Raw genomic sequence first — 21716 nt, 5'->3', positions numbered from 1 at the left:
GCGAGACCATGCCCACCGTTCCTGACATTTACCTGAATAACGTCAGCCTGTGCGCTAGTCGATTCCGCTTATCCGTGCTTTTTGTCGCACGGTTAAGTGGAGTTCAGGTCACCGTCAGCAATCACGATCATAGCTTCCTTTCTCAATTAAGGAAGCAGCCGTGCGGGTTTTACTGGTCGAGGACAATACTACCATCGGCAATGCGGTGCAGGATCATCTGTTTGCCGAGGGTTTTGTGGTCGACTGGTCGATGGACCTGGGAGCGGCGAAGACGGCGGTTGCCAGAGGCCACTACGACGTGGTTCTTCTCGATTTGCGGCTGCCGGATGGCAGCGGCCTGGATCTGTTGAAATCCATGGGAGCCCGGATCGGAACGACACCGGTGATCATCCTCTCCGCCTATGACCAGATCTCGGATCAGATGACCGGATTGAGCACCGGGGCGGTGGATTATCTCGTTAAGCCGTTCGGGCTTGCCGAACTGATCGCTCGGATTCGCAAGGCGACAGCGTCCGCGGGCGCTGGAAAATCGAGAGGCGATCGGTCAGGCTTCCTGCCCAAGGCCGGTTAAAGAGCGGCAGGCCCCGCCGTTCTCAAGTCCCTTGTGACGGTCTGGAGCGGAGGAACTCGAAAATGGCCAGCATGGCGGCGAAGGTCACCAGCGACGAAAGCCAGCCAAGGACCACATCGGACAGGTAGTGCGCGCCCGTAAGCACGCGCATGGTCGGCATCAGGAAGGATATTATGGCCAGCGGCACGCCCAGCGGAAAGCGCCAGCGTGGCGGCAGCAGGGGAATAAGACAGAGAAGCCAGCCGGCCGATGACGCCTCTCCGGAGACGAAGGAACAGTTCCTGAGACATTTTCCCGCGAAGGAACCTGCCTGGACGAAATCCAGCGTGCCTCCGAAAAGATCGGTGCCACGCGGACGCGGCCGGCCGGAAAAGCTTTTCAGGAATAGGTTCACGAGGAGGCCGCAGCCAAGCGCCAGCGACAACAACGCGGCTATGTATCGATCGACTTTCGGTGTGCGCCAAAGCGGCCCGAGCCGTTTCCAGGACAGGATTGGGAGCGAGAGCAAGATGATGATTGCGATATAGGGCAGGACGAGCGTCACGGTGCGCACGAAAGCGAAGAGCGAACTCCTGTCGTAGGCGAACACGCCGCAAACCTTGCCCGCCGAGTCGCCCGGGGGGCAGGGCGCATTGGTAAAGACGCTGCGGGCGACGGAAAGGTCGATCTCTGGAAATCTGTTGAAGAAAAGCAGCAGCGCCCACCAGAGCGCAAAGAGCGTCAGAAATGATGTGAAAGGTTTGCTGAGCGACGCCGCGCGTTTCGGATACGCAATATAGCCGTCATACATCAGGAAATGCCGCCTTCCGTCATCGAATGCAAAGATGCGACGGAATTTCACTGGCGTCTTAGGCAACGGCACTGACAATCCCCATCGACTGTGCACTTACGACAGAAGCCTGACAGTAGCCTGAAACATCAAATAGTTAGTAAATACGGCGCGCGGAAATGGCGTCGAGGCGCTATGCTGCGGTCGAAAAATAAGCCGCCGGATAGGATGTTGCCCACTACGGCAATCGTCATAGTCCCGTCTGGAAATAGGCTTCGAGACGATAGCCGTCGGGATCGATGACGAATGCGGCATAGTAGAACTGGCTATAGTCCGGCCGGATGCCCGGCTTGCCATTGTCTTCGCCGCCATGCGCGAGCCCGGCGGCATAGAAGGCGTCAACCGCTTCCCGGTTGGGGGCGACGAAGCAGAAATGCAGGCCGGAGCCGCGATCCGCCGGGACGGGACGCTCCACCTGGCTGACCCAGAACTGCGCCCGTTCCGCGCCATAGCCGACGGTGCCATCGAAATTCGTCAGCCGCTCGTAGCCGAGAGGCGCCAGAGCTGCATCGTAGAATTGCTGGGATCGTTCCAGGCTTTTGACGCCAATCGAGATATGATCGAACATGGATGCAGACTCCTCTTGCCCGCTGTAGCGGCTTCATGCGTCCCAAGGCGAAGAGTTTGCGATCCCTTCAAAAAACCAGGGGCTCCAGTGTTGGCCCAACCATCTTTCAACGACCGTTCGGAGTCAATGAAGAGCGGCAGCCGTCTGGCTGGATTCGAGGGCATGAGAGGCCCCTTGATCGCCGCGATTTGGCGAGTTGCCTATTTGTGCGTGACATTGATAGGCTGGCGGCGTTGACGGTCTGGGAGGAGTTGCCGTCTTTCGGTCCCGGCTACGCATTTTTTCAACCCGCCTGTCGATTCTCGAAGGATTGCTTCGTCGTTGTATTGAGCGAGCCAATTCAGCGGCAATGGCGCCAGCTGCTCGCCTCGAAGGGAATGGTCAAATGCGCTTCATGTCGATTATCACATCTGCTCACGTCGCTACGCCAACGCCGGAACTCATGGAAGCCATGGGCAAGCTTGCCGATCGCGAGATCAAGGCCGGCCGGATGATCGATACCGGCGGACTGATGCCAATGGCCACGGGTGCCCGCGTCAGCATCAAGGACGGGAAGCTCAATGTCCTCGACGGCCCGTTTGTCGAAGCCAAGGAGGTTATCGGCGGCTACGCGATCTCCGAATTTCAAAACAAGGAAGAGGCAGTGGCGTTGGCGGTCGAGTTCATGCAGCTTCACATAGATTTCATGCCGGGCTGGGAGGGCATATGCGAGGTTCGCCCATTCTTCACCTCCGATATGGAGGGCGCGTGCGACCCACACGCGGCCGCAGTCGCTTGAGGCAAACACAGAAGAGACGGGATAGGCGGCCATGACGGCCGCCAACGCCCACCGAACGATCCTGGCCGTCTGGCGGATCGAGCAGCCGAGGCTGATCACCAGCCTCGCAAGGATGTTGCGCGACGTGCCTCTTGCAGAAGATCTGACGCAGGAGGCGCTATTGGCAGCCCTCGAACGATGGCCGGAGACCGGTGTTCCGGAGAGGCCAGGCGCGTGGTTGATGGCGACCGCCAAGCGCCGGGCGCTCGATCATCTGCGCCGCCGCCAGATGCTCGAGCGCAAGCATGAGATGATCGCCCTGGATATGGACGAGGAGCAGCAGGCCATGCCCGATCTGGACGCCGCCCTCGACGACGATATAGGCGACGAGTTGCTTCGCCTCGTCTTTACAGCCTGCCATCCGCTGATATCGCGCGAGGCCCGCGTCGCGTTGGCGTTGCGGATGATCTGCGGCCTGACGACCGAGGAGATCGCCAGGGCATTTCTGTTGCCCGAGGCAGCGATCGCCCAGCGTATCGTCCGCGCAAAGCGAACCCTCTCGGAATCGGGGCTGGCCTACGAGACACCGCGCGGCGAGGATCTTGCGCAGCGGCTCGCATCGGTGCTGGAGGTCGTCTATCTGATTTTCAACGAGGGTTATACGGCAGCGCGTGGTCAGGACTGGCTGAGGCCACAGCTCTGCAACGAGGCTTTGCGCATGGGCCGCGTGCTCATTTCCGTCGCGCCCGATGAGCCCGAAGCACATGCATTGCTGGCGCTGATGGAGCTGAATGCTTCACGCACTGCAGCGCGCACGGACGCGGCCGGCGAGCCCATCCTTCTCTTGGAGCAGAACCGGGCCCTGTGGGATCAGTTGCAGATCCGGCGAGGTCTGCGGGCACTTGCGCAGGCACGCGACCTTGGCGGTGCCGGCGGTGTTTACGCGTTGCAGGCGGCAATCGTTGCCTGTCATGCGCAGGCCCAAATAGCCGGTGAGACCGATTGGTCGCGCATTTCTGAGCTTTATGGGGAGCTGGCGGCGGTCGTGCCTTCGCCGATTGTCGAGCTTAATCGCGCGGTCGCGGTGGGCATGGCCGAAGGGCCTGAGGCTGGGCTAGCGATCATGGATCAGCTTGCGCATGAGCCCGCGCTTAAAGGGTATCATCTGGCGCAGAGCGTACGCGGCGACCTGCTTCAGAAGCTTGCTCGCTTTGAGGAGGCGCGGTCCGCCTTCGAGGAAGCCGCCACCCTTGCGGGAAACCAGCGCGAACGAGACCTGTTGAGGCGACGCGCCGCCGACGTGGCGGCGCTGTCATCGCAATAGCATTCGTCACGGTAATGATGACTTCAATCGCTCATACCCGCGCCGTATTGGCGCGGGTATGAAAGTCGCTGGTTATTCGGCTGCCTGGTAGGCATCCGGACGCGATGTCGCCGTTCTCGGCCCGACGGCGGCCAGCAGCGTTATGGCGGCGGCCAGGATCGTCACGAAACCGATGCCGGCGATATAGGGGTTCCAGCCGTAACTGGGTGCAGCGCTGAAGACGGCCGAGGCCGCCGCCAGGATGATGCCGCCGCCGATCTGGAAGGAGGCAAAGAGCATGCCCGAAGCCAGGCCGGACTTATCCTCTTCGATATCGGACAGGGCTGCAACCTGAATGGACGGATAGGTCATGGCATAGCCGATACCAAGCAGCAGCTGCGAGATGGCGACCAGCAGGATCGTGTCGATATGGCCGGCCGACAGCGCCCAGAAGAGATAGCTGATGGCCTGCAGTCCGACGCCCAGCGTCATGAGCAGGGTCGTGCCGCGAGCCTGCCCGATGGTGGCGAAGCGCGGTGCGAGGAACATGACGCAGACGCCGCCAATGGCGAAAGCGAAGCCAGTGGCGAAGGCCGACCAGCCGACGACTGTCTGATAGTAGAGCGTCGCGATGAACTGGAAGCCGACATAGGCTCCCTGGAACAGCGCGGCGATGGCATTGGCATGGCTGAGCTTGGCGCGCCGGAACATGGCAAGCGGCACCATCGGATCGCTATGCCGCGACTCGACCAGCAAGAAGAGCAGGATCAGCACCAGGGCTGCCACCAGTGATCCCCAGGTGGCAAACGCCTGCCAGCCATCGGCCGCGGCATTGGTGACGCCGAAGACGAAGAGCAGCAGACCGGGAGTGATGGTGATTGCGCCTGCCCAGTCGAAGCGGGCGCGTGGGCCGCTTCGCTTGTGATCGGCGGGCAGGACGAAGGGTGCGACGATCAGGGCGAGGATGGCGACAGGCGCACCCATGACGATGGTTGCCCGCCAGCTGATGATGGTCGCAGCACCACCCAGCACCATGCCGAGCACGAAGCCGGCAGCGCCGGTGGAGGAGAATACGCCGAGCGCCTTGGCGCGGGCACTGCCTTCTCCGAAGACGGAGAGCAACAATGCAAGCGCCGCCGGCGCGGTGAAGGCGGCGGCGATGCCCTTGATCAAGCGCGCGGCGATCAGGGTTGGCGCGCTATCGACGAAGCCGCCGGCAATGCTGGCGGCGGCAAAGACGGCAAGCGACCAGAGGAAGACGCGGCGGTGGCCGAAGAGATCGGCAACGCGGCCGCCGAGCAGCAGGAAGCCGCCATAGCCGAGCACATAGGCGCTGACGGCCCATTGCAGCGATGTCGCCTGCATGCCGAGCTCTTTCTGGATTGCGGGTAGGGCCACCCCAATGGTGGAGACGTCCATGGCGTCCAGGAAGTTGGCGGCGCATAGCAGCAGCAGCGCAAATCCGGCCCCGCTTCGGGTTTGGGAAGAAGTCATCGGGATCGTTCCTTTCTATGCTGCCGCCTCTTGGGAGGTTGCAAACGGCAGGGAACGAGAAAATGTACACGTTCAAACCCTATTGCAAATTGATAGTAACCATGTCAGGTATTACTGGTGATGATGAATGATGCTGCACTTCGAAAAATCGATCTCAATCTGCTGCTCGCCTTTTCCGTGCTGATGCAGGAACGGAATGTCAGCCGTGCCGCCGAACGCCTGTTGCTTGGCCAGCCGGGCCTGTCAGCCGCGCTACGCCGGTTGCGCGAGACGCTAGACGACGAATTGTTCGTGCGGGTCGGACGTGGTTTGCAGCCGACGGCGCGGGCGCTGTCCATTGCGCCTGCCATCGAGGAAGCCCTTTCGGGCATCGAGCGTGCCATCCGGCCGCCGGCGGCTTTCGACCCTTCAAGCTGGCAAGGCGAGTTTCGCGTCGGCATGTGCGACAATCTCGAATCGGATTTTTTCGGTCCGTTGGCGGCGCGGCTACGTGGCCTTGCGCCGAACGCTCGGCTGACCGGTATTGCTTTCGACAAACGTGAAGCTGGGCGCCTGCTCGATGAAGGGGCCTATGACTTCAGCATCTCGGTGCATGACGAACCGGCATCCTGGCACATTCGCGCGCCACTGTTCGACCAGGCATCGGCCTGCATCTACGACCCACGGCACATAAGATTGGACGCGCCGCTTGGGCTTGAGGATTTTGCGAAGGCGGACCACATTACCGTCTCCCTGGAAGGCATCACGCTGACCAATGTCGATCTTGCTCTCGCCCGGGTCGGATATCATCGTCAGGTCGTCGCGACCGTGCCGCGCTATTCTGCCTTGCCGATGGCGCTTCGGGCCATGCCGGCCATTGCGACGATCCCGGAATCGATCGCCCGGTGCATGGCGCAATTGCATAATCTGAAGGTTTCGCAGCCGCCTCTCGACCTGCCGGCCGATCCGGTGACGATGCTCTATCGTCGTGTCGACCAGGCCGATGGCAGGGCCGTATGGTTCCGCCGGCTCTTCGTGGAGGTGGTGGCGGATGCGCTTCATGCATCCGGATGCCGCGTGGGCGTTTCCAAGGCCGCCTGCTGCTACGAACAGGCGCCTTTGGCCGTAGCGGTATAAGCTTGGCGATTGCGGCTCTATCGCAATTCAGATGCGAGCAGCGCCGGAAAAACAGGGAGGTCCGGCAGTCCGGGGAGGGAAGGCTCGCCTTTCCCACGCCAGATGGCGCAGACGACAGCGAGGATATCGGCCCCTTCGGCATTGACCAGCTTAGCCGCGTCGACGACTGCACCGCCCGTGGTGATCACGTCCTCAATGAACGTGACCTTCTTGCCCTTGATGTCCAGGCCTTCGACGGCCTTGCATGTGCCGTAGCTCTTTGCCTCTTTGCGGATGAATGCGGCTGGCAGGCCGCTTTCCAGCGACATTGCCGTGGCAATCGGAACGCCGCCCAGTTCCAGTCCGGCCAGAACCTGCGTATCGCTCGGCAGAAGCTGCAACATGCGTCGCGCTATGCGGCGCAGAAGAGCCGGGTCGGATTCGAATCGGTACTTGTCGAAATATTCGTTTGAGACCTGACCGGAACGCAGCGTGAAAGTCCCATGGATCCGCGCAATCGCATTGATATCAGTGCCCAACAAGTCGTCGCTCATAACCGTCTCCCAATCCTTGTTCGCCTTCGATTTACATAATCCGTGGAAGTCAGCAAAGTGCCGATGACGATCACAAGGGATCGTGGGTGTTTTTCTTTGCCTCTGATTGCGGCAACTGTGCTCGTTCCGGGAGAGGGGTTGTTAGGATGATCGATGACTGAGCGGGTTTGGCGGACAAAACGCCTGCTTTTGCGGGTGCCGGTGGAGACGGACGTCGATTTCGTTGCTGCGCTTTTTTCACGGCAGGAGCTTGTCGCGCATCGGCCAAACCCGACGCCGGATACGCGGGAGGAGAGTACCCAACGCCTCGCGCGCGATATGGATCATTGGCGCAGCCACGGATTTGGACGCTGGGCCGTGGAAGCGGATAGCAGGCTGATCGGCTTTGGGGGTGTGACCGTGTCGAAGGAGTTCGAGGGTCTCAATCTCTCCTATCATCTGCATCCGGATAGCTGGGGCAAGGGTTATGCGACCGAACTGGTACGGCAGGTTCTGGATTTTGCGTTCGATGACTTGCATGCCGAGCGGGTGATCGGCCTCGTCCGTCCGGTCAATGTCGCCTCACGCAATGTGCTGGAGAAATGCGGCTTCGCCTTGGAGCGGGAGATCATGCTGCACGGCGCGCCGACCAATCTTTTTGCGCTCGCGGCGCTGCGACAGGGATAAGCCGGGGGAGGGTCTTCGGCCCGCTATGGCTGATCTTCCATTTCCGCCATCAGCCATTGGCGAAAAGCCTTCATGGAAGCGGTTTCGGCGCGTGATTTCAGCCGTGTCAGCCAATAGCTGCCAGTCAGCACGGTGATTGGAAATGGCTGGACGATACGGCCGGTTTCGATCTCGTGAGAGAACATGGCGATAGGGACGAGTGCCGCGCCCACGCCGCGCGCCGCAGCCTCCACCAGCGTCAGCGACGAATCGAACATCCAGCCGCGGAGATTGGGTGGTGCTGCCCCCGCCGCCCTGAACCAGAGCGGCCATTCATCGATCCGGTATGACCGCAGCAGGTCAAGATTAGCCATGTCCGCCGGTGTGTGAAGCCCTTCGCTTAATGCCGGCGTGCACACCGGAGAAAGGGGTGCATCCATCAGATGGATCGCTTCCGTTCCATGCCACGCGCCATCGCCGAACCGGAGGAAGAAATCGAGGCCGTCGAGCACCATGTCGGCGCGATTGTTGTTTGTCTTCAGCCGCAGGTCGACATGCGGATGCTGCGCCTTGAATGAGGAGAGGCGCGGCAGGAGCCAGCCGATCGCGAAGGTGCCGACCACGCCGACGGTCAGGATTTCGTCGAAATTGCCTTCCTCGAGCTGGCTGAGCGTCGCACTCATGCGGCGAAACGCATCAGTCAGCACCGGCAGCAGCGCATGTCCTTCGTCGGTCAGCGCCAGGCCACGCGGGAGGCGCTTGAACAGGGTGATGCCCAGGACTTCTTCAAGCGCCTTGACCTGATGGCTGATGGCCGTTTGCGTGACCCGAAGTTCCATGCCGGCCCGCGTGAAGCTGCCATGCCGCGCCGAGGCTTCGAAGACGCGCAGGGCGTTCAGCGGTAGCTGCGAGATATCCATGGTTCTTCAATGCCCAAGTTTTTCTCATGTCTAAGCCCAGAATTGATCGTTTGTCGAGGGCATGGCACGGCTGCATAGTCCGCTTCGAGAGGTGCAGGCGGCCCTGAAGACATCAACGGGATCGATGTCGCCAACCTCTCTCCAACACCAACCCGAAGTGGAAGACAGGAATGACGATGGTATTGTCACGCCGGCAGGCATTTGCCGGCAGTTTGCTTGCGATCCCGGCGCTCGCGGTGTTCAGCGCGGAGGTTAAAGCCCAGGAGGCGCAGGTCGCCGAGGCCAGGCTTGCGGAGCTTGAGCGCAAGTATCCCGGTCGCATCTGCGTGAGCATTCTCGATCTGGCGAGCGGCAAACGCGTCGAGCACCGCGCGAGCGAACGCATCCTGATGTGCAGCACCTTCAAGGCTCTGGCGGCGGCCTTGGTTCTTGCGCGTGTCGACAGAGGAGAAGAAACACTCGACCGGCGCGTCAAGTTCACGAAAAAGGAGCTCGTGAAGTCCGGATCGCCGGTGACGGAGATGCATATTGGTTCGCCCGGCATGACAATTGCGGAGCTCTGCGATGCCGCTGTGACCCGCAGCGACAATACGGCCGGAAACCTGCTTCTCGACAGCTTCGGAGGCCCCAAGGCGCTGACTGCCTTCTGCCGCAGCCTCGGCGATGAGGTCTCGCGCCTCGACCGCATCGAAACCGAGCTTAACTATCACGATGGTCCGGACGATATTCGCGACACCACCACGGCGGCTGCCATGCTTGAGAACTTACGGCGGCTTCTTTTCACCGATGTCCTGTCCGGTCCCTCGCGCGCTCAACTGGCGGCATGGCTGATCATCAACAAGACGGGCGACACGCGCCTTCGCGCCGGCCTTCCGAAGACCTGGCTGGTCGGCGACAAGACCGGCACCAACGGCGACAAGGCCGGCAACGCCAATGATATCGCCGTCATCTGGCCACAGGATCGGGCGCCGATCATCGTCACGGCTTTTTGCGAGATACCCGAGATCGCCGCTGAAGAACGCAATGCCGTCATCGCCGAAATCGGCCGGATCGCAGCTGAGATATGAAATCGCCGGGGCTTTGCCCCGACCAATCATGAATATGAGGACATTGTTTACATTATGAAAAACATCTCTCTTCCAGCACTTGGAATGATCGCTGTTGCGTCTCTGCTCCATGGGACCAGCGTCCACGCCGCCGATAGCAGCGAGCAAGACCGGCTCGAGCGCGCCGTCAATGACGCGATCCGACCCGCCATGAAAGAAAACGACATTCCGGGCATGGCCGTGGCGGTCACCGTCAGGGGCAAGCACTACGTCTTCAACTATGGCGTCGCCTCCAGGGAGAGCGGGCAGAAGGTCACCGGGGATACGATCTTCGAGCTCGGCTCGATCAGCAAGACCTTTACCGCAACCCTTGCATCCTATGCGCAGCTGCGCGGAACGCTGTCGTTCTCCGACAAGGCGAGCAAATATCTGCCCGCGCTCGCCGGCAGCAGCTTCGACACTATCAGCCTTCTCGATCTCGGCACCTATACGGCGGGCGGCCTGCCGTTGCAGTTTCCCGACGATGTGACCGATCAGGACAAGATGATCGCCTATTACCGGAACTGGCGCCCAGCCTACGCCGCCGGCACCCATCGGCTCTATTCCAACCCGAGCATAGGCCTGTTCGGCCATCTCGCCGCCGCGAGCATGGGCGAGCCTTTCGACGATCTGATGGAGCGCAAGATCTTCCCGGGGCTTGGCCTGACCCATACCTATATCCGCGTGCCCCAGGATCAGATGGACAACTACGCCTATGGCTATGCGAAGAGCAACAAGCCCATCCGCGTCGGGCCGGGGCCGATGGACTCGGAAGCCTACGGTGTGAAGACGACCGCGGCCGACATGATCCGCTTCCTTGAGGCCAACATGGACAGTTCGAAACTGGACGAAACGCTGCAGGGCGCGATCGCCGCGACGCATACCGGATATTACAAGATCGGGGATATGACGCAGGGGCTGGGTTGGGAGATGTATGCCTATCCCACAAGCCTCGAGCAGCTGCAGGCAGGAAATTCCAACGAGATGTCCCGCAACCCCAACAAGGCGAATAAGCTCGTGCCGCCGCAGTCGCCGCGCAGGGACGTGCTGATCAACAAGACCGGCTCCACCAACGGTTTCGGCGCCTATGTCGCCTTCGTTCCCGCCAAGGGGATCGGCATCGTGATGCTGGCGAACCGAAACTATCCGATCCCCGCGCGCGTCAAGGCGGCATACCGGATCCTGATGGCGCTGGACAAGGAGCCGGGCTCTACAGGCACGCGCTGACGCAGCTCCGGTCTCGCGCCTCTTTTCAGACGCAAGCCGGCTCCGGATATATGCCGCGAGCCGGCCGCTGTCAGTCTACGGGAGTTTTGCTATCGTCTGCGAGACGCCGCAAGGGGAGCATTCGCCTGGGCAGCGTCCACGCTGTTGAAGAGCTCTTGAATGAGCTGGGTTATACGCTCCGGGGATGTGCCCTTGGCACGTTCTTCCTCGATCCGGCGTCTCACCAACATTTCCAAGTCTGACATGTCTATCACCTCGTTTATCCGGCGCGATGGGAATGTCGCTCTCAATGAGCCGAGAGACAAGTTACAGTTTTTTCATGATTTTTAGCTGTCGCGCACAATGTTGTGATTGCCGGAGAAATTTGTCCGGCTAACTTTCTGGCCGAGCACGCCATCTATCCCGCAAGTCGCGACCCCACTTGAAACCACCGGGCGCATTCGGTTTTGAGAGGACAAGGCCAACGCCTCTTCTTGGCCGGCATGCAGATAATGATGTGCAGGTAACGTGAAGATTGTGAATTATATCTGGTTGTTGCTGCTATGAAATTCCTTCACAGGTCGAAATATTGCAAATAAGTTCTTGTTATTAAAGAGAAAAACATTCTTGACGGCGATTTAAACTTAACTTTTAATTGAATGTATAACGGATGATGGGAGGGACTATTATGGCTTCCGAAATCGTCGCTTCAACGGGCGTTCTGCAGCCGCCCGATCCCGGTGAGCCGATTGATCCTCACCAGCCCTCCGTTTGCCGGGAGTTGTCGGAGGCGGAGATTTCGTCGCTGGTTTATGAGATCAACCGGGATGGATATGCTGTTCTTCCCCGCTATATCTCGCCCGCCGACCTGGAGGCCCTGCGCCAATTCGTGCGGGATACGGTAACGGCGGCCGGCAATCGCTACACCATGCTGCGCGGGCGGGAACCCGTCGCCGAGACAGCACTCGGCAAGCTGGCGGCATCGCCGGCGCTCCGGCACATCTGCATGCGCGCCTATGAGATCGTGACGTCGAGACCGGCGCCGGACCAGCCCTATTATCAAATCCTGCGCTGCCTGACCGGCAGCACGGGCCGCAAGCATTCGATGATGTTTCACTTCGATTCCTACGTCCTGACCGTGCTGCTCCCCATCGAGGTGCCCACCGGAAAGGACAATGGCGAACTCATCGTCCTGCCGAATTTCCGGCGCGTCAGGCGCTGGTATGCCAGCAACCTGGTCGACAAGATCCTGCTCGACAATCCGCTCACCCAATGGGCCCTCCGAAGCATGGCAAAATCGATCCCGGATCGATTCCTTCGCATCTCCATGGTCCCGGGAAATCTCTACTTCTTCTGGGGCTATCGCTCGATCCACACAAACGCACCCTGCGACCCCGAGAAGATCAGGGCGACGGCGCTGTTTCACTATGCGGATCCGCATAGGGGGAGCAGGTTGAGGGCGTGGTTGGGGCGGTAGGTTGATGGCTGCCGATGCATTAATCTGATTAAATTAAACATTATCAGGTAATTACAGCTGCTATCAGCTTATAAGCGTAGCCTTGATAGGGCTCGCTGAGACTTATGCATAACAGAGCTTGGCCAACGGGGAAGACACCGTTTCCGGCAGGCAGATACTGACGTTCAGCCAGCGGGTCTGTTATAGATAGATAGTGCTGGGTAGCACCGTGGGTAAAACGGCCGCGCACCTTTCGCTTGCCATTACCGAACTCGGCTCCTTCCACCACCACGTTTATTTCAAGATCAGTAACCTCAATTAAGCGCAAGGACCCATCTGCCGGTAGAGTTGCTTCTGTCTGCACGCGGTCGTGTAGCCCGTTGTAGCTTGATGATTGATTAGACCATAGTGGCGTACCGGCGCCGTCCACGGCGGCTTTCGCCTGCGCCGATGTCATAGTCCCATCGAGAGTCCAGTAATAGTCTGCGTCAATAAGATGGTTTTCCACCTGGAATGCGTTCGGCCTAGGCTCCAACATTGGAATGCGGATGATGTCGAGGACGCGGGCATCCTGACCATTCTCGAAGCGCCGATCTTCCTCGGACAACTCTGCATTTTCGCGAGAGCTAACCGGACGGATCCAAGCCCCTAGCTGGCCATTAATCAGTTCACGCCCGGCGATACAGCGCCCACTCGTCTTTCGGGAGTTTGCCAAGCATAAAATAGTTTTACTGTAGGCTGTCATGTAGCCCTCTCCTCAAACCCATTTCTGGTTTTGAAGAGTACAAGCTATCAGTAATGAAATTTCAAGTAGTTTTTCTTTCCGGTAGTGCGCCTCTAGCGCGAAAATGCGCTTGGATAAAATTTAGTAATTACATCATTCAAAGATGGCGTACTTGGAGTTTACCATCCCATTTGTCATTCAGGTACTCGCAGACTAGACGGCGATGGCAATGGTGCGGTGTTGCTTCTGAACACAACAGGCAACAACTTTGAAACATTTCAGGCTTTAGCCTCACTTCAATACGACGCTCTTCCATTAGCTTCAAAAACACTCGCTGATAGACGTTCCAATCCCCCTTGTCGCGTTTGAATGCCTTTAGGATGTCATCCGTAGGTGCCAGTAGGGGTTGGTGTACATATTCTACACCGCATATTTGTTTTAGGAAGTAAGCGAGATCATCGGCTTTCGCGAAGCCCGCCAGTTGGGATGTGTTATGTAAACGGACATCGATGACCTTCTTGACGCCCGCCTTCTTGATACGATCGAAGAAGCTTGACGCCGTGGTTTTCGTAAATCCAATCGTTGTTAGCTCAACGTTGCTCAAATGATCTGTTCCGCGCCTTCTGAATTTTGCGAACCGCTACTGCGTTCCGCAAATGCCACTCTTGTTGCCCGATCGCGATATGCCGCTGCTAGTTGCTTTGACGGTGGCTCGAACAAGTCGATATCGCTCTTACCTGACAAATCCATCAGTCTTGCTTCAATCTGGCGGTGATCAACGAGTTGACCACTGTTTAGAATGTGCTTGATCGTTACGCCGTGCTCGTGAAGTGCCCGCCCAACTAAGAGACAACGATGACAATCCAGCGGATCGTGCTCCGAACACATCATCGCGATGCGATATTTTCTTGCTCCCTCCAAAACGCGTTCTAGTCCTCGCGCGAACTCTACAGTGGTTGCCATCTTTTCATAGTCGGCGACACCATTGCAAAAAAAACGTTTATCTTTAGGACGCCCACCGAGTTCCTCTCCCAGAAAGACATAGGCGATATGGTCTTGCCGCAATTCATCACGAAGCGTATCGCGATTGAACTGAGGAAAATGACGTGAATATGGGGCGGTTCGTACATCGGCAATGGCGGTAACCGACGCTTGACGCAACAATGCCAGGAACCGCTCGTAAGGGAGCGTCGAGTGTCCTATCGTCAGAACCTCAACAGGCGAATTCACCAAACTGCCTCCTTCGCGCAACGACCGTTTGTCCGAAATGACATTAGATGTTTTGAGCTTTCAATGCATTAGGAAAAGAATGGCGCACCCGACAGGATTCGAACCTGTGACCTTTGGAATCGGAATCCAACACTCTATCCAGCTGAGCTACGGGTGCATGCCTGAGGCGGGTTGACTCGCCTGTCCGATGGCAGGTTCTTAGCCTAGGAAGCGTTTGGCTTCAATGCGGAAAATGCGGGAAAGTGCAGATCGGTGCGATCAAATGAAACAAGGCCGCGAGCCCTTCGGGTCGCGGCCTTGTTTATGGGGTGCCAATGTTGCGGTTCAGGCCTTCATGGCGCCGGGGCCGGGGATGGCCTTGGGCGGGACCTTGCCGAGGATGATCATGCCCAGGACTTCGTCCTTGGTGACGTCCTCGGTGCGGGCGTGGCCGACGACCTGGCCGTTCTTCATCACCGAGACGCGGTCGGCGAGGTCGAAGACGTCGTGGATGTCGTGGCTGATGAGGAAGATGCCGATGCCTTCCTTCTTCAGCTGCTTGATCAGCTCGCCGACCTGCGCCGTCTCCTGGGGGCCGAGCGCTGCCGTCGGCTCGTCCATGATCAGGATGCGGGCGTCGAAGAGGATGGCGCGGGCGATCGCCACCGACTGGCGCTGGCCGCCGGAGAGCGCTTTTACCGGCTCCTTGAAGCGCTTGAAGTTGGGGTTGAGGCGGCCCATCACTTCGCGGGCCTTGGCTTCCATCGCAACGTCGTCGAGCGTGCCCCAGCGGGTCTGCAGCTCGCGGCCGAGATAGAGGTTGGCGGCGGCGTCGACGTTATCGGCGACGGCCAGCGTCTGGTAGATCGTCTCGATACCGTATTTCTTGGCGTCGCGCGGGGTGCGGATATCGACGGGTTCGCCGTTGATCAGGATATCGCCGCTGTCGCGCTTATAGGCGCCGGAGAGGATCTTGATCAGCGTCGATTTGCCGGCGCCGTTGTGGCCAAGCAGGGCTACGACTTCGCCGGGGTAAAGGTCGACCGAGGCGTTATCGACAGCGTGGATGCCGCCGAAGGAGATGGAAATGTTCTTCATTTCCACAAGCGGAGTGGTTTGATCCGTCATGGTTCAGAATTCCTTTTACTTGGCACGCGAGCGATAGACGATGTCGAGCCAGACAGCGACCACCAGGACAACGCCGACGACGACGTTTTGAATTGGTGTATCGACATTGGCGAGGCCCATGCCCGATTGTAGCGACTGCATAACCAGGGCGCCGAGCATGGCGCCGGCGACCGTGCCGCTGCCGCCGGCAAGCGACGTGCCGCCGATGACGGCCGCAGCGATGGTGAAGAGCTCGTAGGTCGTGCCCTGAGAGTTGACCGCCGAATTCAGACGCGCGGTCGAGATCGCGGCGGCGACGGCGGCGAGGAAGCCCATCAGTGCAAAGATCTTGATGATGACCCAGCGGGTCTTGATGCCGGCGAGTTCGGCAGCTTCCGGATTGCCGCCGATCGCGAAGACATAGCGGCCGAAGCGCAGGCGGGTGGCGATGAAGGTCATCACGATGCCGATGAGGACGGCGATGAGAACCGGAACCGAGATACCGTAGGGGATATCCAGGCCCGCATCCGGCCAGGTAATATTGTGTTCCGTGGCATAGCGCTTGGCGATGCCGACCGGCCAGTTATAGCTGTTGAAGAGATAGACGGTGCCGAGCACGACGGCGGAGCCGAGGCAGCCGAGGAAATATTCCGCCCAGAGCGGACGGCGCGGAAAGCCAAAACGCTTCCTCTGGCGGCGCGAGCCGACGATGCTGGCGACGATCATCAGGCAGGCGAAGATGCCGACGACCCAGCTCCAGGTGGCGCCGATTGAGCCCGTGGCGCCGCTGCCGCCCATGATGACGAAGGTGGAGTCCATCGGAGCGACGGTCTGGCCGCTGGTGACATACCAGGCGAGACCGCGCCAGACGAGAAGGCCGCCGAGCGTGACGATGAAGGAGGGGACGTTCATGAAGGCGGTGATCGCGCCCTGGAAGGCGCCGATGGCCGTGCCGATCACCAGACCGCAGAGGAGCGTGATGATCCAGGTCCAGGAGCTGTCGAAGCCGAGATATTGCGGCAGCCACTTGGCCTGGATGACGCCCATGATCATGGCGACGAAGCCGAGCAGCGAGCCGACTGAAAGGTCGATATTGCGCGTGACGATGACCAGCACCATGCCGGTGGCGAGAACCGCGATTTCGCAGGTCTGCACCGAGAGGTTCCAGAGGTTTCTGGCCGTCAGGAATTCGCGGCCGTCGAAGGCTCGCAGGTAGAGATCGAAGCCGATCCAGATGATCAGCAGCGCACCGATCATGCCGAGCAGGCGGGTATCGATTTCGGTGGCGCGCAGGAAGCGGGTAATTGCGCCGGCATCTGCGTTCCGGGGCCCGCTCGATGTGGTGGACTGTGTCATGTCGGCCATCGCTTTGCCGTTCTCCCTCTATTGGGCGCGGCCTGCGATGCATTCGGGCTATCGCTGGCAACCGCGCCAATCTCAAAAAATGCGTCATCGCCTGTTCCTGCCGGTCTTTGTCCGGTCCCGATGACCACCATCAGGCAGGCCAAGGGGGGATGCGATGGCGCAGCATGCTGCGGGAAGCGTCGTCTCCAACTGCAAGGAAGAGTTGTCGGCTTCCAATCCGCATTCGACGCCGCAACGGAAAGCCGCTGCGGCGTCGATGGTATCGTTGGATCAATCGTCCAAGGGTTGCCGTTTACTTGCAGGCGGCGACAGCGCCGGCCTTGACGCCCTGGCAAGCTTCAGCCTTGGAAATCCAGCCGGCGTCGATGACGACGTTCAGATTATCCTTGGTGATAGCGACCGGGGTCAGGAAGACAGACTTCATCGCAACATGCTTCGGGCCACCGCTGAAGGTCTGTACGCCTTCGATCTGGTCCTGGGTCTTGCCGCCGGCAAGAGCGAGGGCGATTTCAGCGGCGCGCTTGCCGAGTTCACGCGAGTCTTTCCAGATGGAAACGGTCTGCGTGCCGAGGGCGATGCGGTTGAGCGCAGCCTTGTCGGCGTCCTGGCCGGAGACGGGAACGGAGCCGGCGAGGCCCTGGGCGTCGAGAGCGGCAACGGCGCCGCCAGCGGTGCCGTCGTTGGAGGCGACGACCGCATCAACCTTGTTGTTGTTGGCGGTCAGGAACTGTTCCATGTTACGCTGCGCGTTCTGCGGCAGCCAGCCGTCGGTGTAGGCTTCGCCGACATTCTTGATCTTGCCGGCGTCGATGGCGGACTTCAGCACTTCGATCTGGCCGGAGAAGAGGAAGTCGGCGTTCGGGTCGGACGACGAGCCCTTTATGAACACGTAGTTGCCTTCCGGCTTGGCCTTCAGGACTTCGCGAGCCTGCATGCGGCCCACTTCCTTGTTGTCGAAGGTGATGTAGAAAGCGGCCGGATTTTCGATCAAGCGGTCGTAGCCGACAACCGGAATGCCTTCGTCAGCAGCCTTTTCGACGGCCGGACCGATGGCGTCGGAGTCCTGAGCGAGAATGATGAGAGCGTTGGCGCCCTGGGAAATCAGGGATTCAACGTCGGTCAGCTGCTTGGAAGCGGACGACTGGGCGTCAGCGGAAATGTATTTGGCGCCGGCTGCCGCGAGCGCCTTCTTGATGGCGGCTTCGTCGGTCTTCCAACGCTCTTCCTGGAAGTTAGACCAGGAAACGCCGACGACGAGATCCTTTGCAAAGGCTGCCGTCTGCATGGTCAAAACGATGGCCGCGCCTGCGGCCAGCTTGATAAAAGCTTTCATATTACCCTCCCGAGTGAATGCGACCGCACGTATCCTGAAGCTCCCGTCGGCCGCCGCGATAATGCTGACGAGAAAGCTTTCGCTTTTTTTCTCGACAGTCGAGAAATTTACTGTCAGAGATTTTTTCGACTGTCAACACCCGCGTCTGCAGGTTTAATTGGCCGCTGGACAAGAGCCATCTGAAGATGCGAACAGGAGGGTGGAATGAGGGGGAGGCTTGTTGATGCTGGCCAAATCGAGTACCGAATTGGTCCGTCAGAAGAACAGTGTTCTGGTGCTGGCGGCGCTGCGCCATCACGGCCCTCTTGCCCATACCGAACTCTCTGATTTCACGAAGCTTTCATCCGCAACTGTGTCGGTCATCACCGCCGATCTGGAGCGGGCGCAGATCATCGAGAAGGCGGAGCAGCAGGCCGCGAGCGGCCGGGGCCGGCCGCGCGTGCTGTTCTCGCAGCGGCGCGATTGCGGTTATCTCATCGTCGTGATCATTTCATCCGATGCTGTGCAATATTCGCTTGTGGATTATGCCGGCCGGTTGATGGATCGTTTTACCGAGGAGAGGCCGCAGGATGTCTCCGGCGTTGGTTCCTTTGTGGCCGGTCTGCGGAGTGCGCTGGACCGCATCGCCACCCGTTCGCAATTGTCGCGCGACAAGGTTTTGATGATCTCGATCAGCAGCAAGGGACTGGTCGATGCCTCCGAGCCGATCCTGCGCTGGTCGCCGATCTTCGGGCGGGACGAGATCGATTTTGCCGCGGTGCTGCGGGAGGATTGGCCGGCAAAGGTCATCCTCGGCAACGAGACGCTGCTGGTCGCCGCCGCCGTCGGCCGGCAGGAGGAGAATGAGAAGGGGGCGAATTTCCGGGCGCTTGCCGCCCTGTCGCTCGGCCATAGCATCGGTCTCGGCATCGTGCGTCGTGGCGAGGAGGGCGTTCATCAGATATCGGCGCCGAATTTCGGTCATATGCTGCATCTGCCTGGAGGCGGCCTTTGTCGCTGTGGGTCGCGCGGCTGCATCGAGGCCTATGCCGGCTTCTACGCCATCCTGCGCTCGGCCTTCGATGTGCCGCTCGACACGATCCCCGCAAAATTCGTGCCGGTCGCCGAACTCGACAAGATAGCGGCCAGCGCCCGGCAGGGCAGCCGCCGCAACATCCTTGCCTTTCGCCAGGCGGGCCTTGCGCTCGGAAACGGCCTGTCGCGCGTTCTCAGCCTGCATGAGAGCATGCCGATCGCCATCACCGGCCCGGGCGCGCGCTACTACGACCTGCTGCTGGAGGGGATAACGGAGGGGCTGGCGGACTCGCATGTCGTGCGCATGGAAGGCATGCCGGAGCTGCGGGTCCTGGCCGACGAGCCAACGCTGGTCTTCGAAGGGCATCTCAACCGCGCGCTGACGATCATGGACAGCGACATCGTCAAAGCGGGCGTCGTAGCGCCGGAAACAAATGATTCTTCCGCCGGACGATCGGCGGTTGGCGAAGCGACGCAGGCAAACTGAAATGGCCGGGCGATAACCCGGCCATTCTGATTCTAATAACGCTGGTAGGTCTCAGGCGACCTTCACCAGCTTGCCTTCCTTGACGGACTGCAGCGCTGCGTCAGCAAGCTGGAGTGCCGCGAGGCCATCGGCGCCTGATGGCGTGATCGTGGCGCCCTTTTCGATCGCGGCGATGAAGCTGGCGATTTCGTTGGCGTAGGCTTCGGTATAGCGGGTCATGAAGAAGTCGTGTAGGGGCGGGCGGGTATAGCCTTCGCCATTGGCGACTTCGATCGAAAACGGCCGCTGGTTTTCGGCGGAAACCAGGCCCTTCGAGCCGTGGATCTCGATGCGCTGGTCATAGCCATAGGTGGCGCGGCGAGAGTTGGAGATGATCGCCTGCTTGCCGGAGGCGGTCTGCAGGATGACGGAGACGCTGTCGTAGTCGCCGGCTTCGCCGATCGCCTTGTCGACCAGAACGGCGGCGGTGGCGGTGACGGCAACCGGCTCTTCGCCGAGCAGGAAGCGGGCCATGTCGAAATCATGGATGGTCATGTCGCGGAAAATGCCGCCGGAGCGCTTGATGTAGTCGACCGGCGGGGCGCCGGGGTCGCGCGAGGTGATCGTCACCATCTCGACGTCGCCGATGCGGCCGTCGTCGATGGCCTTCTTGACGGCCATGAAATGCGGGTCGAAGCGGCGGTTGAAGCCGACCATCAGCTTGCCCTTGACCTCGTCGACCACCTTGATGCACGCCTTGACGCGGGCGACATCGAGATCGACAGGCTTTTCGCAGAAGATCGCCTTGCCGGCGCGAGCGAAGCGCTCGATCAGATCGGCATGGGTGTCGGTCGGCGTGCAGATCACGACCGCGTCGATATCCTTGGCCGCCTCGATCGCCTCGATGGTGCGGACTTCGCAGCCATAGGCCGAAGCAATTGCATCCGCAGCGGCCGGAAACGCATCCGCGACCGCGACGAGCTTGGCGTTGGCATCGCCGCTGACGGCTTTCGCATGCACCTTGCCGATGCGTCCGGCGCCGAGAAGACCAAATCTGACAGTCATTTTTACCTCCCTGGATTCGGAACAAATGAACCGAATAAAAATCAATATGGAATTTTCATTCCATCTTCCGAAGGCGACGTCAAGCCGCCAGCGTTTCACAATTTTAAAATTCACATTGCGAAAATGGCTTATCTTTGGACAGGCTTTTCCGAAACCGCTTCACAGTTTTCAAGATCATGCGCTAAAGACGGGATCTCTCCAACAGGTGAACGAGACCCATGCAACTGATCGATCCCAACCATCCCGTCTATAAGCCGCTCTGGGTGCGGGTTCTGATCGTTGGCGTCTGCCTTGGCTGGGCAAGCATCGAGGCGTTTGGCCCGGAACCGTTCTGGGCCGTCATCGTCGGCGGGCTCGGTCTCTACAGCGGCTGGGTATTGCTGTTGAATTTCAAACCGGAGCCGCCGAAGACTGAGGTTGAAAACACTGTCGCGGACGATCAAGGCGAAGACGACGAGCCGGCAAACGAGAAGAAATAGCTACCGCGCCAGACGCCGCAGGGCTTCGTCGATCAATTGATTGGCGATCATCATGCGCGTGGTTGCCTGTTCGCGAAAGGGCGGGGCGACGCTGTCTGGATGATTGGCCTTGGCGAAGGCGCGGCGTTTCTCGTGGAGAGATTGCAGGGTGCTCTGTGGGGAGATCGCCAGGTCCGTGGCCACCTCTTCCCTGGATGTCCGCGCCAGGTGATCCGGCATGACCGGCGGCTGCGGCTCTTGCAGCTCGGGTTCAGGCAGCGGATCCGGCGAGGGGATCTCATTGCCAAGATTGTCGATATAGGCATCGTCCGGACGAGAAGACTCAGCCGGCTCGCCGCCGAGAACGGTCGCGACAAAACTGACGTTGAGACCGCGGATGCGATGCGCCGCCTCATCCTTTGACGATTTTTCGTCTTCCGTGTCGAGGCGATCGAGGACGGATTGAAACAGTGATTGCCCGAATAACATGCC

Annotated in this window: 23 protein-coding genes and 1 tRNA gene; 10 read left to right on the top strand and 14 right to left on the bottom strand. The window is 59.9% G+C overall.

Features of this window, described 5'->3' with window-relative positions; all coding sequences use genetic code 11:
- Positions 1–160: 160 nt before the first annotated feature.
- Entirely contained in the window at positions 161–571 is a 411-nt protein-coding gene (locus AB6803_RS09010; protein ID WP_371108559.1) for a response regulator, read from the top strand.
- Positions 572–593: 22 nt separating this feature from the next.
- Here AB6803_RS09010 and AB6803_RS09005 read toward each other — a convergent pair whose 3' ends face one another.
- Positions 594–1361, bottom strand: a complete 768-nt coding sequence (locus AB6803_RS09005; protein WP_371108558.1) for a phosphatase PAP2 family protein — start codon at positions 1359–1361, stop codon at positions 594–596.
- A gap of 229 nt (positions 1362–1590) precedes the next feature.
- Positions 1591–1968, bottom strand: a complete 378-nt coding sequence (locus AB6803_RS09000; RefSeq protein ID WP_371108557.1) for a VOC family protein — start codon at positions 1966–1968, stop codon at positions 1591–1593.
- A gap of 385 nt (positions 1969–2353) precedes the next feature.
- Here AB6803_RS09000 and AB6803_RS08995 point away from each other — a divergent pair, with 385 nt between their 5' ends.
- Together AB6803_RS08995 and AB6803_RS08990 are read left to right on the top strand one after the other, a co-directional pair.
- Complete coding sequence (locus AB6803_RS08995) at positions 2354–2746, top strand: YciI family protein (protein WP_371108556.1); 393 nt, start codon at positions 2354–2356, stop codon at positions 2744–2746.
- A 31-nt stretch (positions 2747–2777) separates the two neighbouring features.
- Positions 2778–4049 (top strand): RNA polymerase sigma factor, encoded by a 1272-nt coding sequence (locus tag AB6803_RS08990; protein WP_371108555.1) that lies wholly within the window; start codon positions 2778–2780, stop codon positions 4047–4049.
- A 72-nt stretch (positions 4050–4121) separates the two neighbouring features.
- Here AB6803_RS08990 and AB6803_RS08985 read toward each other — a convergent pair whose 3' ends face one another.
- On the bottom strand, positions 4122–5522 hold the full coding sequence (locus AB6803_RS08985; protein ID WP_371108554.1) for an MFS transporter: 1401 nt from the start codon (positions 5520–5522) through the stop codon (positions 4122–4124).
- Positions 5523–5642: 120 nt separating this feature from the next.
- Between AB6803_RS08985 and AB6803_RS08980 the strand changes: the two genes are divergently transcribed.
- Positions 5643–6638 (top strand): LysR family transcriptional regulator, encoded by a 996-nt coding sequence (locus AB6803_RS08980; RefSeq protein ID WP_371108553.1) that lies wholly within the window; start codon positions 5643–5645, stop codon positions 6636–6638.
- 17 nt (positions 6639–6655) lie between these two features.
- On the opposite strand, the gene pyrE is transcribed toward AB6803_RS08980, so the two are convergent.
- Positions 6656–7171: an orotate phosphoribosyltransferase gene (gene pyrE / locus AB6803_RS08975; RefSeq protein WP_371108552.1), complete on the bottom strand. Its 516-nt coding sequence runs from the start codon at positions 7169–7171 to the stop codon at positions 6656–6658.
- Between the two features lie 153 nt (positions 7172–7324).
- Here pyrE and AB6803_RS08970 point away from each other — a divergent pair, with 153 nt between their 5' ends.
- Positions 7325–7837, top strand: coding sequence for a GNAT family N-acetyltransferase (locus AB6803_RS08970; RefSeq protein ID WP_371108551.1), 513 nt, complete (start codon positions 7325–7327; stop codon positions 7835–7837).
- A gap of 23 nt (positions 7838–7860) precedes the next feature.
- Here AB6803_RS08970 and AB6803_RS08965 read toward each other — a convergent pair whose 3' ends face one another.
- Positions 7861–8736, bottom strand: coding sequence for a LysR family transcriptional regulator (locus tag AB6803_RS08965; protein WP_371108550.1), 876 nt, complete (start codon positions 8734–8736; stop codon positions 7861–7863).
- A gap of 170 nt (positions 8737–8906) precedes the next feature.
- Here AB6803_RS08965 and bla point away from each other — a divergent pair, with 170 nt between their 5' ends.
- The 3 genes from bla (at position 8907) to AB6803_RS08950 (ending at position 12504) form a co-directional block, all read left to right on the top strand.
- Positions 8907–9803 (top strand): class A beta-lactamase, encoded by an 897-nt coding sequence (gene bla / locus AB6803_RS08960; protein ID WP_371108549.1) that lies wholly within the window; start codon positions 8907–8909, stop codon positions 9801–9803.
- Between the two features lie 54 nt (positions 9804–9857).
- Positions 9858–11048, top strand: a complete 1191-nt coding sequence (gene ampC / locus AB6803_RS08955) for a class C beta-lactamase (RefSeq protein ID WP_371108548.1) — start codon at positions 9858–9860, stop codon at positions 11046–11048.
- Positions 11049–11715: 667 nt separating this feature from the next.
- Positions 11716–12504, top strand: a complete 789-nt coding sequence (locus AB6803_RS08950) for a hypothetical protein (protein WP_371108547.1) — start codon at positions 11716–11718, stop codon at positions 12502–12504.
- A gap of 43 nt (positions 12505–12547) precedes the next feature.
- Here AB6803_RS08950 and AB6803_RS08945 read toward each other — a convergent pair whose 3' ends face one another.
- The 7 genes from AB6803_RS08945 to xylF form a co-directional block, all read right to left on the bottom strand.
- A complete protein-coding gene (locus AB6803_RS08945) occupies positions 12548–13228 on the bottom strand; it encodes a hypothetical protein (RefSeq protein WP_371108546.1) in 681 nt (226 codons plus the stop codon).
- 136 nt (positions 13229–13364) lie between these two features.
- Positions 13365–13811 carry a DUF488 family protein gene (locus AB6803_RS08940; protein WP_371108545.1) on the bottom strand — a complete coding sequence of 149 codons (447 nt, stop codon included), beginning with the start codon at positions 13809–13811 and terminating at the stop codon, positions 13365–13367.
- Positions 13808–14437, bottom strand: coding sequence for a DUF488 family protein (locus AB6803_RS08935; protein ID WP_371108544.1), 630 nt, complete (start codon positions 14435–14437; stop codon positions 13808–13810). Before AB6803_RS08935 ends, AB6803_RS08940 begins: the two co-directional genes overlap by 4 nt.
- An 80-nt stretch (positions 14438–14517) precedes the next feature.
- Positions 14518–14594 (bottom strand) — tRNA-Arg (locus AB6803_RS08930).
- 167 nt (positions 14595–14761) lie between these two features.
- Entirely contained in the window at positions 14762–15544 is a 783-nt protein-coding gene (locus tag AB6803_RS08925) for an ATP-binding cassette domain-containing protein (RefSeq protein ID WP_007689768.1), read from the bottom strand.
- Between the two features lie 15 nt (positions 15545–15559).
- On the bottom strand, positions 15560–16888 hold the full coding sequence (locus AB6803_RS08920; RefSeq protein WP_371108543.1) for a sugar ABC transporter permease: 1329 nt from the start codon (positions 16886–16888) through the stop codon (positions 15560–15562).
- 292 nt (positions 16889–17180) lie between these two features.
- Entirely contained in the window at positions 17181–18221 is a 1041-nt protein-coding gene (xylF, locus tag AB6803_RS08915) for a D-xylose ABC transporter substrate-binding protein (protein ID WP_371108542.1), read from the bottom strand.
- A gap of 223 nt (positions 18222–18444) precedes the next feature.
- On the opposite strand from xylF, the gene AB6803_RS08910 reads away from it, so the two are divergent.
- Positions 18445–19722 carry an ROK family protein gene (locus AB6803_RS08910; RefSeq protein WP_371108541.1) on the top strand — a complete coding sequence of 426 codons (1278 nt, stop codon included), beginning with the start codon at positions 18445–18447 and terminating at the stop codon, positions 19720–19722.
- 51 nt (positions 19723–19773) lie between these two features.
- Here AB6803_RS08910 and iolG read toward each other — a convergent pair whose 3' ends face one another.
- A complete protein-coding gene (gene iolG, locus AB6803_RS08905; RefSeq protein WP_371108540.1) occupies positions 19774–20766 on the bottom strand; it encodes an inositol 2-dehydrogenase in 993 nt (330 codons plus the stop codon).
- A gap of 218 nt (positions 20767–20984) precedes the next feature.
- On the opposite strand from iolG, the gene AB6803_RS08900 reads away from it, so the two are divergent.
- Positions 20985–21245, top strand: coding sequence for a hypothetical protein (locus tag AB6803_RS08900; protein ID WP_371108539.1), 261 nt, complete (start codon positions 20985–20987; stop codon positions 21243–21245).
- Here the strand turns inward: AB6803_RS08900 and AB6803_RS08895 are convergent, their stop codons facing one another.
- Positions 21246–21713, bottom strand: a complete 468-nt coding sequence (locus AB6803_RS08895; protein WP_371108538.1) for a hypothetical protein — start codon at positions 21711–21713, stop codon at positions 21246–21248. It abuts the gene before it with no gap.
- Positions 21714–21716: the final 3 nt, after the last annotated feature.

This window comes from Rhizobium sp. RCC_161_2 (assembly GCF_041355235.1).
In the GTDB taxonomy this organism is placed as follows: Bacteria; Pseudomonadota; Alphaproteobacteria; order Rhizobiales; family Rhizobiaceae; genus Rhizobium.
The sequence above is the reverse complement of the archived record's forward strand: the minus strand, read 5'-3'. Positions and strand labels throughout refer to the sequence as shown.